The 16995-nt window shown below is 66.4% G+C and carries 13 protein-coding genes; 6 read left to right on the forward strand and 7 right to left on the reverse strand.

Translation table 11 applies throughout. From position 1 onward, the window contains the following. Positions 1-123: 123 nt before the first annotated feature. From metE to KPL74_14380, 3 genes are all read left to right on the forward strand, one after another. Entirely contained in the window at positions 124-2403 is a 2280-nt protein-coding gene (metE, locus tag KPL74_14370; GenBank protein QWT18927.1) for a 5-methyltetrahydropteroyltriglutamate--homocysteine S-methyltransferase, read from the forward strand. A gap of 209 nt (positions 2404-2612) precedes the next feature. Next, entirely contained in the window at positions 2613-3833 is a 1221-nt protein-coding gene (metK, locus tag KPL74_14375; GenBank protein QWT18928.1) for a methionine adenosyltransferase, read from the forward strand. A gap of 190 nt (positions 3834-4023) precedes the next feature. Further along, positions 4024-4548 carry a DUF4142 domain-containing protein gene (locus KPL74_14380; GenBank protein QWT18929.1) on the forward strand — a complete coding sequence of 175 codons (525 nt, stop codon included), beginning with the start codon at positions 4024-4026 and terminating at the stop codon, positions 4546-4548. An 83-nt stretch (positions 4549-4631) separates the two neighbouring features. Here the strand turns inward: KPL74_14380 and KPL74_14385 are convergent, their stop codons facing one another. From KPL74_14385 to xylA, 7 genes are all read right to left on the reverse strand, one after another. Continuing rightward, entirely contained in the window at positions 4632-5408 is a 777-nt protein-coding gene (locus tag KPL74_14385) for an IS3 family transposase (protein ID QWT18930.1), read from the reverse strand. Between the two features lie 50 nt (positions 5409-5458). Next, a complete protein-coding gene (locus tag KPL74_14390; protein QWT18931.1) occupies positions 5459-5728 on the reverse strand; it encodes a transposase in 270 nt (89 codons plus the stop codon). Positions 5729-5840: 112 nt separating this feature from the next. Next, positions 5841-6986 carry a sugar ABC transporter permease gene (locus tag KPL74_14395; GenBank protein ID QWT18932.1) on the reverse strand — a complete coding sequence of 382 codons (1146 nt, stop codon included), beginning with the start codon at positions 6984-6986 and terminating at the stop codon, positions 5841-5843. A 39-nt stretch (positions 6987-7025) separates the two neighbouring features. Further along, the gene (locus tag KPL74_14400; GenBank protein QWT22618.1) at positions 7026-8606 is read right to left on the reverse strand and encodes a xylose ABC transporter ATP-binding protein; all 1581 of its coding nucleotides are present in this window, start codon (positions 8604-8606) and stop codon (positions 7026-7028) included. 204 nt (positions 8607-8810) lie between these two features. Beyond that, the gene (gene xylF / locus KPL74_14405) at positions 8811-9836 is read right to left on the reverse strand and encodes a D-xylose ABC transporter substrate-binding protein (protein ID QWT18933.1); all 1026 of its coding nucleotides are present in this window, start codon (positions 9834-9836) and stop codon (positions 8811-8813) included. An 18-nt stretch (positions 9837-9854) separates the two neighbouring features. Further along, on the reverse strand, positions 9855-11360 hold the full coding sequence (gene xylB, locus KPL74_14410) for a xylulokinase (protein ID QWT18934.1): 1506 nt from the start codon (positions 11358-11360) through the stop codon (positions 9855-9857). Positions 11361-11373: 13 nt separating this feature from the next. Beyond that, positions 11374-12690, reverse strand: a complete 1317-nt coding sequence (gene xylA, locus KPL74_14415; protein QWT18935.1) for a xylose isomerase — start codon at positions 12688-12690, stop codon at positions 11374-11376. A 152-nt stretch (positions 12691-12842) separates the two neighbouring features. Between xylA and KPL74_14420 the strand changes: the two genes are divergently transcribed. From KPL74_14420 to KPL74_14430, 3 genes are read left to right on the forward strand one after another with little or no spacing between them, the layout of a single operon-like run. Next, the gene (locus KPL74_14420; protein ID QWT18936.1) at positions 12843-14021 is read left to right on the forward strand and encodes a DNA-binding transcriptional regulator; all 1179 of its coding nucleotides are present in this window, start codon (positions 12843-12845) and stop codon (positions 14019-14021) included. 28 nt (positions 14022-14049) lie between these two features. After that, entirely contained in the window at positions 14050-15093 is a 1044-nt protein-coding gene (locus tag KPL74_14425; protein ID QWT18937.1) for a galactose mutarotase, read from the forward strand. Positions 15094-15121: 28 nt separating this feature from the next. Next, the gene (locus tag KPL74_14430) at positions 15122-16990 is read left to right on the forward strand and encodes an ATP-binding cassette domain-containing protein (GenBank protein ID QWT18938.1); all 1869 of its coding nucleotides are present in this window, start codon (positions 15122-15124) and stop codon (positions 16988-16990) included. Positions 16991-16995: the final 5 nt, after the last annotated feature.

Here is a 16995-nt window from a genome sequence, read left to right on the forward strand (position 1 = left end):
GCGGGGGCGAAGGTCGACGGCCAGCCCGCATGACACGCCCTCGCGCCGCCCCTTCGCGGCGTGGCCGGCGTGCCCGCGTGCGCCGCCCTTCCCTCCTCTTTTTTCCTAAAGAGGAATCGATCCATGCCACACGTTACCTACCTCGGTTTTCCCCGCATCGGCCGCCGCCGCGAACTCAAGCGCCTGCTCGAGGCGCACTGGAAAGGCGAAGCTACCGCCGCCGACCTGCAGGCGACCGCAGCCACCCTGCGCCAGCGCCATTGGCGACTGGCCCGCGACGCGGGCGCCGACAGCGTCCCCGTGAATGACTTCTCGCTCTACGACCACGTGCTCGACGCCGCGGTAGCCGTGGACGCGCTGCCCGACCGCTATCGCGCGCTGCAAGGGCGCGATCCACTGGCCGCCTATTTCGCGATGGCGCGTGGACACCAGGACAAGGACTTCGACCTGCGTGCGCTGGAGATGACCAAGTGGTTCGACACGAACTACCACTACATCGTCCCCGAGCTCCACGCCGGCCAGGCCTTCCATCCGAGGCCCGATAAAGCCGTCGGCGAATATCGCGAAGCGGTGGCCGCCGGGCACGATGCGCGCCCTGTCCTGCTCGGGCCGGTGACGTTCCTCCTGCTGTCGAAAACCGTCGATGGCAGCGACCCGCTCGCTCTGCTCGAAGCGCTGTTGCCGGCATGGCTCGGCGTGGTCGACGCCCTCGTCGCCGCGGGTGCCACCTGGATCCAGGTCGACGAGCCGGCGCTGGTGCTCGACCTGTCCGACGCGGCGCGCGACGCCTTCCGCCGCGCGTACGCCGTGCTTGCGCAACGCTCGGCGGCAAAGGTCATCCTCGCGACCTATTTCGGCGCGCTCGGCGCCAACCTCGACCTCGCAGCCGCGCTGCCGGTGGCCGGCCTGCACGTCGACCTCGCCCGCGCGCCGGAGCAGCTGGACGCCGTCGCCGCCGCGCTGCCCGTGGATCGCGTGTTGTCGGCCGGCCTGCTCGACGGTCGCAACGTGTGGCTCAGCGATCCGTCGGTGATGGCCCCGCGTCTCGAGCGCCTGCGCGAACGAATCGCCGACGGCCGCCTGTGGCTGGCACCCTCCTGCTCCCTGCTGCACGTGCCGATCGACGCCACCGAGGAGAAACAGCTGCCTGGCGACACCGGCCACTGGCTGTCGTTCGCGAAGCAGAAGATCGAAGAGCTGCGCCGCTATGCCGACGCGGCGCTCGGCTCGACGGCCGCCGCGGATGCGCTGGCGCGACAGCGCGACATCGTCGCGGCGCGCCACACGGCACCCACCGTGGTTCGTGCCGACGTGCGCGCCCGCGTCCGTGCGCTCACCCCGCAGTCCAGCCAGCGGCGTTCCGGCTTCGCCCACCGCGCCGCCGTCCAGCAGGAACGCTTCGGCCTGCCGCCGCTTCCTACAACCACGATCGGCTCGTTCCCGCAGACCAGCGACCTGCGCCTCGCTCGGGCGGCGTTCAAGTCGGGCAAGCTCGACGCCGGGGCGTACCACGGCCTGCTCGAGGATGAAGTGCGTCGCGCGGTGCGCTTCCAGGAGGATGCCGGCCTGGACGTGCTCGTCCACGGCGAGCCCGAGCGCAACGACATGGTCGAATACTTCGGCGAGCAACTGGACGGCTACGCGTTCACGAAGAACGGCTGGGTGCAAAGCTACGGATCGCGCTGCGTCAAGCCGCCGATCATCTACGGCGACGTCGCCCGCCCGGCACCGATGACCGTCGGCTGGTCGTCGTTCGCCCAGTCGCTCACGTCGCGCCCGATGAAGGGGATGCTGACCGGTCCGGTGACGATGCTGCAGTGGTCCTTCGTACGCGACGACCTGCCGCGCGCCGACGTCTGCCGACAGCTGGCGCTTGCCCTGCGCGACGAAGTGCATGACCTGGAGCGCGCCGGCATCGGCATCGTCCAGATCGACGAACCCGCGCTTCGCGAAGGCTTGCCGCTGCGTCGCGCCGACTGGAAGGCCTACCTCGCGTGGGCGGTCGAGGCCTTCCGGATCACCGCCGGCGGCACCAGCGATGCCACCCAGGTGCACACCCACATGTGCTATTCGGAGTTCAACGACATCATCGAGGCGGTCGCCGCCATGGACGCCGACGTCATCTCCATCGAAACCAGCCGCTCGCGGATGGAACTGCTGGATGCCTTCACCCGCTTCCGCTATCCCAACGGGATCGGCCCGGGCGTCTACGACATCCACTCCCCCCGGGTGCCGGCGGAGGCCGAAATGGCCGACCTGCTCGCCCGGGCCCTGCAGGTCCTCGCCCCCGGGCAGCTGTGGGTCAACCCCGATTGCGGGCTGAAGACCCGCGGCTGGAAGGAGGTAGGCGAAGCCCTGCGCGGCATGGTGGCCGTGGCCCGCCAGGCCCGCGAACGCCTGTAGGAGCGCGCTCGCGCGCGATTGGGGTGCCCAGGTGGCCCCAATCGCGCGCAGGCGCGGCCCAACAAGGGGACGGCCGGATAATCCCGGGCTGAACATCCATGCAATCGTCACCCCCGGGGGGTACCCTTGGCGCTGCAATCCGTCGCAGGGCCGTGTATCATGGCGCGCCCTTTTATCTCTTTATCCGTAAAGAAGGATATATCCCCTCGATGAGCAGCTATCTCTTCACCTCCGAGTCGGTCTCCGAAGGCCATCCGGACAAAATCGCCGACCAGATCTCCGACGCCGTCCTCGATGCCATCCTGGCTCAGGATCCCCGTGCGCGCGTGGCCTGCGAAACGCTGGTGAAGACCGGCGTGGCCATCGTCGCGGGTGAAATCACCACCAGCGCCTGGATCGACCTCGAGGCGCTCACCCGCAAGGTCATCCTCGACATCGGCTACGACTCCTCGGAAGTCGGCTTCGACGGCGAGACCTGCGGCGTCCTGAACCTGATCGGCAAGCAGTCGCCGGACATCAACCAGGGCGTGGACCGCAAGAAGCCCGAAGAACAGGGCGCCGGCGACCAGGGCCTGATGTTCGGTTACGCCACCAACGAAACCACCGAGTTCATGCCGGCGGCGATCCACTACGCCCATCGCCTGGTCGAGCAGCAGACCAAGGTCCGCAAGAAGAAGAACTCGCCGCTGCCGTGGCTGCGTCCGGACGCGAAGAGCCAGGTCACCCTGCGCTACAACGAAGCCGGCGAAGCCATCGCGATCGACGCCGTGGTGCTCTCCACCCAGCACGATCCGGGCGTGAAGCAGAAGGACCTGGTCGAAGGCGTGCGCGAGCTGATCCTCAAGCCCGTGCTGCCGGCCAAGCTCCTGCACAAGGACACCAAGTTCCACATCAACCCGACCGGCAAGTTCGTCATCGGTGGCCCGGTGGGCGACTGCGGCCTCACCGGCCGCAAGATCATCGTCGACACCTACGGCGGCTGGGCTCGCCACGGTGGTGGTGCGTTCTCGGGCAAGGATCCGTCCAAGGTCGACCGTTCGGCTGCCTACGCCGCACGCTACGTCGCCAAGAACATCGTCGCGGCCGGCCTCGCCGACCGTTGCGAAATCCAGGTCAGCTACGCCATCGGCGTGGCCGAGCCGACCTCGATCTCGGTCACCACCTTCGGCACCGGCAAGATCCCCGACGAGAAGATCGAGAAGCTGATCCGCAAGCATTTCGACCTGCGCCCGTACGGCATCATCCAGATGCTCGACCTGGTGCACCCGATGTACCAGCCGACCGCGTCGAACGGCCACTTCGGCCGCAAGCCGTACGAGATCACCGACAAGAACGGCAACACGTTCACGGCGTTCTCGTGGGAAAAGACCGACAAGGCCGAGATCCTGCGCGACGCCGCCGGTCTGGGCGCCAAGGTTTCCCGCAAGTAAGCGGAACGCTTCAGGTCATACCGGAACGGGCGCCCCAGGGCGCCCGTTTTTTTTGCCTCGCGATGGCCGGCCGCTGGCGACGGGTCATGCGAACGGCAACGCCACCAGCGTGGTACCTGCTTACCCGCGAGGGTCACGGCGACTTCATGGCCGGGGTGAGACACCTTGGCATCGTTAAAGGAGAAGCCCCATGTCGAACGCCCTGCCCCGCATCCTCGCCACTGCCTTCCTGGCCGCCGCCATGCCCATGGCCGCCTTCGCCCAGCACACGGACTCGAAGGGCGGCACGCCCACCGACGCGGGCTTCGTGTCGAACGCCAGTGGCGCCGGGCTCGCCGAGATCGAAGCGTCGAAGCTCGCCGCGACCAACGCCGGCTCGGACAAGGTGAAGACCTTCGCGCAGAAGATCATCGCCGACCACACCAAGGCAGGCGATGAACTGAAGACGCTCGCCGCAGGCGATCGCGGTTATGCAACCGCCGACTCCCCGCCGCCGGCGGACCAGAAGGACATCGACGCGCTGAAGACGCTCACCGGCGCGGCCTTCGACAAGGAATACGCGAAGGTGATGGTCGCCGACCACGAGAAGGCCGTCGCGATTTTCGAGGTGGAAGTCGAGAAGGGTTCGAACAAGGACCTGCAGGCCTTCGCGAAGAAGACCCTACCGACCCTGAAGGATCACCTGAAGATGGCCCGCGCGCTCCCCACCAAATAACCAACCCTGTAGGAGCGCGCCTGCGCGCGATGTAGGAGCGGCAATGTAGTGGTCAAGTCCTCGTGGACCACGCCGTAGGCGTTTTATGCCGCCAGCCACTCGAAGGTGGCTGGCGGCACGTCGTTTAGCCGCGAGTGCGGCCGCTGCTGGTCGTAATAGATCAGGAAGCTGGAGAAGTCCTTCGTGGCCTCGTCGAACGTCGCGTAGCCACTGGTCGGCATCCATTCGTGTTTCAGGGTGTGGAAGAAGCGTTCGACGACAGCGTTATCCCAGCAGTTTCCGCGGCGACTCATGCTCTGCCGGATGGATCGCCGGGCGAGGAAGTCGACGAATCGTTGCGCGCTGTACTGGCAGCCCTGGTCGGAGTGGAACAGCAGTGGCCCCTGCGGTTGCCGGTGCGCCAGTGCCAGCTCCAGAGCCTGCTCGGCCAGGTAGGCATCGGCCATCGAGCCGGTTGCCCAGCCCACGATGCGCCGGGAAAACAGGTCCATCACGATGGCGATATACAGCCATCGCCGCCCCACCCGAACCTGCGTGATGTCACCGGCCCAGGCCACATCCGGCGCGGCAGGATCAAACTCGCGATTGAGGTCGTTGTCGGCCACGATGGCTGGCTTGGTCGCTCGTCGATAGTGGGCGTACGGGCGGCGCCGACGCTTCAGGCCCAGCTGTTTGATCAGGGTCCGGGCCCTGTAGCGACCAACGTCATGGCCCTGATTACGCAAGCTCGCCGACAGCCGGCGCGACCCCAGGCTGCATCGCCCCTGCTCGTGTAACGTCCGCGCAGCCTTGGCTAGCACCGGCCCGATCGTCCGCTCGCGTCGCTCGCGCCGCCCGGCGTAGTAGCTGCTGCGGGACACGCCCGCCACCGCGCAAGCCCGCCTTACCGGGATCGTGCCCCTCGCCGCATCTACCGCTTGCGTGACCAGCCAGGCGGCGGATTTTGGAGAAGGGCATCGAATTTTTTTAGGAATTCGACCTCGCCCTCCAACTGGGCAACGCGTTTGCGAAGCGCGGCCATTTCCTTGTCCTGCTCGGCCTTGCCAGGCGGATGGCTCCGACGCTCGCGCTCGGCAGCCACCCAGCGCCTAAGCGCAGTGGGACCCAGCCCAAACATCTTGCACACAGCCAACACCGGCTGCCCCTGGTCCACCACCAGGCGTACGGCTTCCTTCTGCACAGAAGGGTCTACAACTCGATATCCCATGGATCACCTCGGTAGAAAGTTTGCTCCTACCTCGTGGTCCATGGGAATTAGGCCACTACACAACTATCCTCCCGAACCGCGATCCTCAGCCGTTGCGGTTCGAGCCCGAGAGCACGTCGACCCACACGGCTAGCACGAGGATGACGCCCTTGATGATCATCTGCCAGGAGTTGTCGACGTCCATCAGCTGCATGCCGCTGTCGAGGCTGGCCATCACGAGGGCACCGATGAGGGCGCCGTAGACCGTGCCCGAGCCGCCGCGCATGGAGGTCCCGCCGATGAAGCAGGCCGAGATGGCGTCCAGCTCGCCGCCGGTGCCGGCCGAGGGCGAACCCGAGCCGGTGCGCGCGACGGTGATGATGCCGGCGAACGCGCACATCAGGCCCATCAGGGCAAACACCACCAGCTTGACCCGGGCCACGTTCACGCCGGAGAGGCGCGTGGCTTCCATGTTGCCGCCCACCGCGTAGATGTGGCGGCCGAACACCGTCTGCGTCGAGACGTAGGTGAACACCGCCAGCAGGCCGAGCAGGATCATCACCGGGATGGGGATGCCGTTGGCGTCGTTGAGCATGCGCACGAAGCCGAAGATGAAGGCGCCGATGGCGACCAGCTTCGCGACGTCGATCCACAGTGCACCCTGCTGCAGGCCCAGCTTGCCGCGCCGCACGCGACGGCGCGCGGTGAGCGCGACCATGGCGAGGAAGATCACGCCGCCGATCCACACCGACACGCTCGGCGGCACGAAGCCCTGGCCCAGCGCGATGAGGTTGTCCGGCGCCGGCGCGATCGTGGAACTGCCGGTGATGTAAAGCACGATGCCGCGGAAGGCGAGCATGCCGCCCAGGCCGACGATGAACGACGGCACGCGCATCTTGGTGACGACGTAGCCGTTGAACGCGCCGATGGCCAGGCCGAGCAGGAGCACGGCGCCGATGGCCGGCCACGTACCCCAGCCCTGGTTCACCGTGAGGATGGCGACGACGCCACCGAGCAGGCCGAGCTGTGAGCCGATCGACAGGTCGATCTCGCCCGCGATGATGATGAACACCATGCCGCAGGCCAGCATGCCGGTGATCGCCATCTGGCGGAACAGGTTCGAGAGGTTGCCCGGCGTGATGAAGGCCTGGTCGGTCTTCACGTGGAAGAACACCCAGATCAGCGCGACCGCGATGAGCAGCGCAAGGATCTTGTAGCGGACGAACAGTTGCTGGATTTGCTGGGCCTGCATGGAGAAGCCTTCCTATGACGCGTCAATGGTTCGGGTGGATCAGGCCGCGTGGGCGGGCCCTTCGGCGGCATGTGAGATCGCCGCGGCGAGCACCTGCTCCTGGGTCAGGCCAACGTTCTTGAAGTCGCCGCGCAACTTGCCTTCGCCGACGACGAGGACGCGGTCGCTGACGCCCAGCACTTCAGGCATCTCGGACGAGACCATGATGATGGCCACGCCCTTCGCCGCCAGTTCGAACATCAGCTTGTAGATGTCGTACTTGGAGCCGACGTCGACGCCACGGGTGGGCTCGTCGAGGATCAGCACCTTGGGACCCGGCAGCAGCATCTTGGTCAGCACGGCCTTTTGCTGGTTGCCGCCGGAAAGACCGACGATGGCCAGCTCCGGGCTTGCCGTCTTCACGCGCAGGCGCTTGATCTCGGCATCGACGACCTGGAGTTCGGCCTGGCGGTCGATCTGGCCGGCGTGGGCGTAGTGCGAGAGCGTGGCGAGCGTGATGTTGTCGCCGACGCCGAGCAACGGGACGATGCCCTGGCGCTTGCGATCCTCCGGCACGAGCGACAGCCCGGCCTTGATCGCCTGCTCGGGCGACTTGATCCTGATCGGCTTGCCTTCGAGCACCAGCTCGGCTTCCGAACGGCCTGGGTAGGCGCCAAAGATCGCCGAGACCAGCTCGGTACGGCCCGCGCCCACCAGGCCGGCGATGCCGAGGATCTCGCCGCGACGCACCGCGAACGAAATGTCGTCGACGCGCTTGCGGTTCGGGTTCGCGAGGTCCCAGCAGGTGACATGGTTCGCCTCGAAGATCACCTCGCCGATCTCGTGCTCGACCTTCGGGAACAGGTTCTCGATGTCGCGACCGACCATGGCGGTGATGATCGAATGCGTCGTCATCTCGCTCATCGGCTTGGTGACGATGTGCTTGCCGTCGCGGATCACGGTGACCGTGTCGCAGACGCGCGCGACTTCCTCGAGCTTGTGCGAGATGTAGACGCAGGCGACCCCGTCGCGCTTCAGGTCTTCGATGATCGACAGCAGGGTATCGGTCTCGGACGAGGTCAGCGAGGACGACGGTTCGTCGAGGATCAGCAGGCGGGCATTCTTCACCAGCGCCTTGGCGATCTCGAACAGCTGCTGGTAGCCACCGCCGTAGTTCATCACCGGCGCCGCGACGTTGACGTCCTTCAGCTTGAGCCGCGCCAGCAGGGCCTCGGCTTTCGCATACATGGCGTCGTAATCCATCACGCCGCCGAACTTGCGGATCTCGTTACCGAGGAAGATGTTCTCCGCGACGGAGAGCTGCGGCACCAGCATCAGTTCCTGGTGGATGATGACGATGCCCGCGTTTTCACTGTCACGCACGGAGTAAGCCTTGAGCGGCTTGTCGTCGAACAGGATCTCGCCTTCCCAGGTTCCATACGGGTAGACGCCGGACAGCACCTTCATCAGCGTGGACTTGCCCGCACCGTTTTCGCCGCACAGGCCGACGCACTCGCCCGGCCGTACGGCCAGGTTGATGCCATTGAGCGCGCGCACGCCGGAGAATTCCTTGACGATGTCGCGCATCTCGAACAGGTATTCGCTCACCTTCAAACCTTCCTCGACCTGGATACCGGCCATCAACGTGTAGGAGCGCGCCTGCGCGCGATGGGTGCTGCGCGGGGTATCCACCCATCCATCCGTCCATCCACCCATCCATCCATCAAGTGACTTTCGGATATCGAGCGATGGATGGATATCGAGCGATGGGTGGATATCCCACCATCGTTGGATATCCCACGCAGCCCCCATCGCGCGCAGGCGCGCTCCTACAACATCAGTTGCTTAGTTGCCGACCTGGGCCTGCGTGTAGAAGCCGTCCTTCACCACCAGGTCCACGTTCTGCCTGGTCAGCAGCGTCGGGGTCAGCAGGATGGTGTCGACCTTCTTCGAACCGTTGTCCATCTGCGAGGTGAACTTCGGCGTCTCGCCCTTGGCGAACTGCACGGCCAGGTCGGCGGCGTCGGTGGCGATGGTCTTGATCGGCTTGTACACCGTCATCGCCTGCGTGCCGGCCTTGATCCGCTTCACCGCGGCCAGGTCGGCGTCCTGGCCGGACACGGCGACCTTGCCGGCCAGCTTCTGGCCGTTCAGCGCGGCGATGGCGCCACCCGCGGTGCCATCGTTGGAAGCGACGATACCCTGGATGTTGTTCTTGTTCGCGGTCAGCGCGTTCTCGATGATCGACTGCGCCTTGGCGGCCAGCCACTCGTCGGTCCACTGCTGGCCAACGATCTTGATCGCGCCGCTCTTCACCAGCGGATCGAGCACGACCATCTGGCCCTGGCGCAGGATCTTGGCGTTGTTATCGGTCGGCGCGCCGCCGAGCAGGAAGAAGTTGCCCTTGCCGCCGGTGGCATCCACCACGCCCTTGGCCTGCATCTCGCCGACCTTCTCGTTATCGAACGAGATGTAGGCATCGACGTCGGCATTGAGGATCAGGCGATCGTAGGAAATCACCTTGATGCCGGCCTTCTTCGCTTCGGCCACAACGGTGGTCAGCGTCTTCGCGTTGAACGGCACGATGACGATGACGTCGACCTTGCGCGCGATGAGGTTTTCGATCTGCTGGATCTGCTTCTGCTCGTTCGCATCGGCGGACTGCACCGACACGGTGCCGCCCTTCGCTTCCACGGCGGCCTTGAAGTAGTCGCGGTCGCGGGTCCAGCGCTCGACGCGCAGATCGTCGATGGAGAAGCCGATGACCGGCTTGTCCTTGCTTGCGTGGGCCTGCGGGGCAAAGACGCCCGCGGCCACCATCGATACGGCCAGCAACGTGTGTAGGGCCTTCTGCTTCATGCTGTTCTCCATCGTTATGGACTCGCCCCTTCAGGACGGGCGGTAATCGTCGCCGCGTGCGGCGTCGGCATAGAGCGGTTTGAGTTGCTCGTAGGAGCGGCGGAACAAAGGGTGGCGCGTTTGCAGGAAATAAGCATGACGCGCTGCATCGGGCTCGCGGACCGCGGTCACCGCGGGCATCGGGCAGACCTCGTCGAGCGAGGCACCGGGCTGCACGGCAAGGCGGCCGAGCCGGGCCGCGCCCAGCGCCGGACCCACCTCCCCGCCAGCGCGCAGGATCAGCCGCTTGCCGAGGATGTCGGCGAGCATCTGCGTCCAGTAGGCACTGCGCGAGCCGCCGCCGATCACCGTGATCTCATCGGCGACCACGCCCGTGCCCTCGACTGCGAGCAAGCCATCCAGCAGGCCCAGGCCCACGCCTTCCAGCGTGGCATTGGCGAGGGCCGCGCGATCGGTGTCGGGGCCCAGCTGCGTGAACGAGCCGCGGGCGTGGGCATCGTTGTGTGGCGTGCGCTCGCCGGTGAGGTAAGGCAGGAACAGCGGACCGTGCTTCTTCAGCCCCGCCTGCTCCGCGTCGGCCAGCAAGGCGGCCACGTCGGCATAGCCGGTGAGGCGCGCCGTGAAATCCAGGCAGCTTGCCGCATTGAGCATCACCGACATGAGGTGCCAGGTATCCGGCAACGCATGGCAGAAGCTATGGACGGCGGTTTCCGGGCTGGCCTTGAAGCCATCGGACACCGCGAAGTAAACCCCCGAGGTACCCAGGGACAGCATGGCCTGGCCGTTGTGGACGATGCCGACGCCGACGGCGCCCGCGGCGTTGTCGCCACCACCGGCGGCCACCGGCACGCTGTCCATGCCCCAGCGCTCGGCGAGCTCCTTGCGCAGCCGACCCGCCGACTGGCTGCCTTCGCGGACCTCGGGCATGTGCGAACGATCCAGCCCCGTGGCGGCAAGCATGGCGTCGCTCCACTGGCGCTTGCGCACGTCCAGCCAGAGCGTGCCCGCCGCATCGGAGGCGTCCGTCAGGTACTCGCCGGTGAGTTTCAGGCGCAGGTAATCCTTCGGCAGCAACACCCGCGCCACCTTCGCGAAGACCTCGGGCTCGTGCCGGCGGACCCACGCCAGCTTGGGCGCGGTGAAGCCCGGCATGGCAAGGTTGCCGGTGATCTCGCGGAAACCCGGGACCTTTTCCAGTTCCGCGCACTCGACGTCCGAACGACCGTCGTTCCAGAGGATGGCCGGGCGAAGGACCGTGTCGGATGCATCCAGCAGGGTGGCGCCGTGCATCTGGCCGGAAAGCCCGATCGCCGCCACGCGGCGGGCATCCACGCCCTTGAGCACGTCGCCCACCGCCGCTTCGGTCGCGGCCCACCATGCCGCGGGATCCTGCTCGGACCAGCGCGGGTGCGGATGCGACACCTGCAGCGGGCTCGACGCGCTGGCGCGTACGTCGCCCGCATCGTCGATGAGCACGGCCTTGACCGAGGACGTGCCCAGGTCGATGCCGAGGTAAAGATGCGCCGGTGCGTCCATGTCGGGTCTCATATCACCCATAGATATAGCGGTTGACGATGTTCTCCAGCAACTCCTGGTGGCCAGAAGCATGCTTCGGGTGCAGGTCGCGGGCGAGCGCTTCGTCGGATAGCGAAGCGAGCGTGAAGCCACCGTTGAGGATCTTCGCACCCAGCTCGGCATCCCAGCCCGCGTAGCGCTTTGCTTTCAGCTCGGCCAGGGTGTCTTTCTCGATCATCTTCACAGCCCGCTCAAGGCCAAGCGCCAGGGTGTCGATGGCACCGATGTGGCCATGGAACAGGTCTTCGGCGGCGTGGCTCTGGCGACGCACCTTGGTGTCGAAGTTGAAGCCGCCCGTGGTGAAACCACCAGCCTTGAGGACCTCGTAGGTGACCAGGGTCATTTCCTCGACACTGTTCGGGAACTGGTCGGTGTCCCAGCCGTTCTGCGGATCGCCGCGGTTGGCATCGATCGAGCCGAACAGGCCCAGGGCGATCGACGTCGCCACTTCGTGCTGGAACGAGTGACCTGCCAGCGTCGCGTGGTTGGCTTCGAGGTTGGTCTTCACTTCGTGCTCGAGGCCGAAGTCCTTGAGGAAGCCGTAGACCGTAGCGCTGTCGTAGTCGTACTGGTGCTTGGTCGGCTCCTGCGGCTTCGGCTCGATCAGGATCGTGCCCTTGAAGCCCAGCTTGTGCTTGTGCTCCACCACCATCTGGAAGAAGCGGCCGAGCTGCGCGCGCTCACGCTTGAGGTCCGTATTGAGCAGGGTTTCGTAGCCTTCGCGACCGCCCCAGAGCACGTAGTTCTCGCCGCCGAGGCGATGCGTGGCTTCCATCGCATGGCGCACCTGGGTAGCCGCATACGCAAACACTTCCGGCTGCGGATTCGTCGCGGCACCGGCGGCGTAGCGCGGATTGCTGAAGACGTTGGCGGTACCCCAGAGCAGCTTCACGCCGGTCTCGGCCTGCTTCTTCTCGAGCACGTCGACCATCGCCGCGAAGTTTTCGCGGTACTCGGCGAGGCTGTTGCCCTCGGGCGCCACGTCGGTGTCGTGGAAGGTGTAGAACGGCGTGCCAAGGCGGGTGAAGAAATCGAACGCCGCATCGGCTTTTTCGCGGGCCTTGCCCATCGGATCGCCGGCGCTTTGCCACGGACGGTCGAAGGTGCCGGCGCCGAACACGTCCGAACCCGGCCAGACAAACGTATGCCAGTAGCAGACGGCCAGGCGCAGATGCTCGGCCATGGTCTTGCCCAGCAGCTTGCGCCCGGCGTCGTAATGGTGGAACGCGAGCGGGTTGTCCGAGCCGGGGCCTTCGAAGACGACCCTGGGGATGGCCGAAAAGTACGACATAACGATTCCTTGACGATCGAGGGGACGAATCCCATCGATGCTCGTGATGCGCGGCCACAAGCGCAATTGCGATTTCCCGCGCGGCTTCCTGCGTTTTTCCTGCCGCGACGCGTCATGGCCTGTAAGCGCGTTCCCTGCTAGTTTTGTCGACCATGGCACCGCATCGCATCGCACTGCTGTTCAACGCCAACAAGGTCTATGACCGCCAGGTCATCGCAGGCATTGGGCATTACCTCAACAGCACCCGCGTCGAGTGGGATCTCTTCCTTGAAGAAGATTTCCGCAGCCGGATGCGCGATATCCATCAATTCAAGGGTGATGGCGTCATCGCGGACTTCGACGACCCGGAAGCCGCGTCCGCGCTGCACGAGCTGCATATCCCGGTGGTCGCCGTCGGCAGCTCCTACCACGACCCAAAGGCCTACCCCAGCGGCGTGCCATACATCGCCACCGATAACGATCGACTGGTCCGCCTTGCCTACGACCACCTGATCGAACAGGGCCTGTCGCGCTTCGCCTTCTACAGCATCCCACCGGCGCCAGGCAGCCGCTGGGCGCAGGAGCGCGAGCACGCGTTCCGCCAGATCGTCACGGCGGAGAACGTCGAGGGCCTCGTTTACGAGGGCTCGCCGACCAGCGCAGGCGGCTGGGGCGAGGCCGTCGAACACCTGGTGGAATGGCTGGGCGGTCTGCCCAAGCCGATCGGTGTCATCGCCGTGACCGACGCACGGGCGCGCCAGCTGCTGCAGGCCTGCGTGATCGGCGGGATCGCGGTGCCCGAACAGGTCGCGATCGTCGGCATCGACAACGATCCCATGGCGCAGTTGCTCAACCGCATTCCGTTGACCTCGGTGATCCAGGGTGCCGAAGAAATGGGTCGCACCGCGGCGCACGTGCTGCACCAGATGCTGCGCGGCATGGACTGCTCGACCACCCGCGTCGTGGTGCCCCCGGTGGGCATCAACGTGCAGGTATCCAGTCGCTTCCAGCCCATGCGCAGCCCGCACGTGATGCGCGCCAGCCACTACATCCGGCAATACGGCCTGCTCGGGATCAAGACCGAACAGGTCGCCGACTATGTCGGGGTTTCGCGCACGGTGCTGGAAGAACACTTCAAGCGCGAGCTGAAGCAGACCGTCCACCAGGCGATCCTGAAATACAAGCTCGACACGGCCTGCGACCTGATCGTCAACGGCGACACCACGCTGGCCGACATTGCCATCCGCTGCGGCTTCACCTCGCTGCAGTACATGTATGCGGTGTTCCGTCGCGAATACGACTGCACGCCGCGCCAATACCTTGAAACCCATCGAAAGGCCGCCGCGACCTGATCGCTGCCGGCACGGACCGCTTGCCCCCATGCCCATTTCCGAACCCACCGCCTGGGGCGCCCTGCCCGACGGACGCCCCCTGCATCGCTGGACCCTGCGCAACGCGCGTGGCGCGCAGGTCGACATCAGTGACCTGGGCGGCACCCTGCTCGCCTGGCAGGCCCCGGATCGCCAGGGCCGGCTCGGCGAGGTGCTGCTCGGCCACGCCGAGGCCAGCCAATATCTCGCCTCGGACGCCTTCATGGGTGGGATCGTCGGCCGCTGGGCGAACCGCATCCGCGACGGTCGCTTCCAGCTCGACGGAATCGACTACAAAGTCGACCGTAACGACGGCCCGAACCACCTGCATGGTGGCCATGACGGGTTCCATCGCCAGCGATGGGACGTCGAGGCGGAGGGGGAAACGCTGGTGCTCCGGCTGGTGTCCCCAGAGGGCGACGGCGGCTTCCCCGGCGAGGTGAGCGTCGAGCTTCGTGCGAGCCTCGGCGACGACGGCACGCTGGACCTGCAGTACGAGGCCGGCACGGATGCGCCGACCCCGCTCAATCTCACCGCCCACCCGTATTTCAACCTGAACGACCGCCGCGCGGATATCCGCGACCACCTGATCCGGATCGACGCGGACGCGTTCCTCGCCACCGACGCCGGGGCGATTCCGCAGGGCCGCCAGCCGGTCGCGGGCACGGCGTTCGATTTCCGCGAACCGGCCCCGATCGGCTCCCGCCTGCACTGGCCCGACCCGCAATTGCAGATGGCGGGGGGATTCGACCACTGCTACATCCCGCGCGCCGCGCCGGGCCAGGACCTGCGCGCGGTAGCGGTGGTGACGGAGCCCTCCAGCGGCCGCCGTCTCACGGTGGAGACGGACCGGCCAGGCCTCCAGTTCTACAGCGGCCAGAAACTGGCCGGCCAGCCGAACCGGTGCGGCGGCGTCTACGCGGCGTTCGCGGGCTTCGCCCTGGAGGCCCAGGCCTTCCCCGACCAGGTCAATGGCCCGGCCGCCAGCGAGGTGATCCTGCGGCCCGGCGAGGTCTATCGGCAGCGAACCCGCTACCGCATCGACGTCGCCTGACCCGCCCCGGGCGGGTTAAACTGGGCGGATGTCCCTAATCCAGATCCTCGGCCTCGACTTCAGTGTCGGCGGCCCCCTGTTGCTTGAACAGGTCGACCTCTCCCTCGACCTGGGTGAGCGCGTGTGCATTGTCGGCCGCAACGGCGCCGGCAAGTCCACCCTGATGAAGCTGATCGCCGGGGAGCTCAAGCCCGACGACGGCGAGATCCGCCTGCAGGGTGGTACCCGCGTGGCGCGGCTCACCCAGGAGGTGCCGCAAGACACCTCGGGCAGCGTATTCGACGTGGTCGCCGATGGCCTCGGCGAGCTCGGCCACCTGCTGGCCCGCTACCACCACCTGCTCGAAGAAGGCGACATGGACGCGCTCGGCGACGTCCAGTCCGAGATCGAAGCACACAACGCGTGGGACCTCGACACCCGCGTGCAGAACGTGATCGAGCGCCTCGAGCTGCCCGAGCATGCGGATTTCGCCGACCTCTCCGGCGGCATGAAGCGTCGCGTGCTGCTCGGCCAGGCGCTGGTCCGCGATCCGAACCTGCTGCTGCTCGACGAGCCGACCAACCACCTCGACATCGAAGCGATCGCCTGGCTCGAAGGCTTCCTGAAGAATTTCAGCGGCGCCATCGTGTTCATCACGCATGACCGTAGCTTCCTGCGCTCGCTTGCCACGCGCATCGTCGAGATCGATCGCGGTTCGGTCAGCAGCTGGCCGGGCGACTACGACAATTACCTGCGCCGCCGCGAAGAACGCCTGCACGCCGAAGCGCAGGCCAATGCGCACTTCGATCGCCGGCTGGCCCAGGAAGAAGTCTGGATCCGCCAGGGCATCAAGGCGCGCCGCACCCGCAACGAAGGCCGCGTACGCGCGCTGAAGGCGATGCGCAACGAGCGCCAGGAGCGTCGCGAGAAGTCCGGCAACGCGAAGATGACCATGGCCAACGCGCAGGCGTCCGGCCGCAAGGTGATCGACGCGAAGAACGTCACCCAGGCCTACGACGGCCGCACGCTGATCCGCGACTTCTCCGGCACCATCATGCGCGGCGACCGCGTCGGCATCATGGGTCCGAACGGCGCGGGCAAGTCCACGCTGCTGAAGATCCTGCTCGGCCAGCTGGCGCCGCAGGAAGGCACCGTGGTGCTCGGCACCGGGCTGGAAGTGGCTTACTTCGACCAGCATCGCATCGCGCTCGACGACCGCATGAACGCGCTGGACAACGTTGCCGAAGGCCGCGAGTACATCGAGCTCAACGGCCAGCGCAAGCACATCATCGGCTACCTGCAGGACTTCCTGTTCTCGCCGGAACGCGCACGCGCGCCGATCACCCGGCTGTCGGGCGGCGAGCGCAACCGCCTGCTGCTGGCAAAGCTGTTCGCGCAGCCGTCCAACCTGCTGGTGATGGACGAACCGACCAATGACCTCGACGTGGAAACGCTCGAGTTGCTCGAAGAGCTGCTTGGCGACTACACCGGCACGTTGCTGCTGGTCTCGCATGACCGTGACTTCATCGACAACGTGGTGACCAGCACCCTGGTGCTCGAAGGCGATGGCGAGATCGGCGAATACATCGGCGGCTACAGCGACTGGCTGCGCCAGAAGCCGATCGTGGCCGCGGCGAAGGCGGCGGCGAAGGCCGTCGCTGCACCGGCGCCTGCGCCCGCCCCGGCACCGGCCGTTGCGAAGAAGAAACTCTCGTTCAAGGAACAGCGCGAGCTCGACCTCCTGCCCGCGAAGCTCGAGCAGCTGGAAGCCGACATCGCCCGGCGCACCGAAGCGATGAACGACCCGAAGTACTTCCAGCAGGACGCGGCGACCATCTCGCGGGCCAACGACGAGCTGGCCCGGGTGCAGGCCGAGCTGGAAGCCGCGTTTGCCCGCTGGGAAGAGCTGGAAGGGTAAGCGCC

Origin of the sequence: Bacillus sp. NP157, assembly GCA_018889975.1 — a bacterium.
GTDB lineage: Bacteria > Pseudomonadota > Gammaproteobacteria > Xanthomonadales > Rhodanobacteraceae > Luteibacter.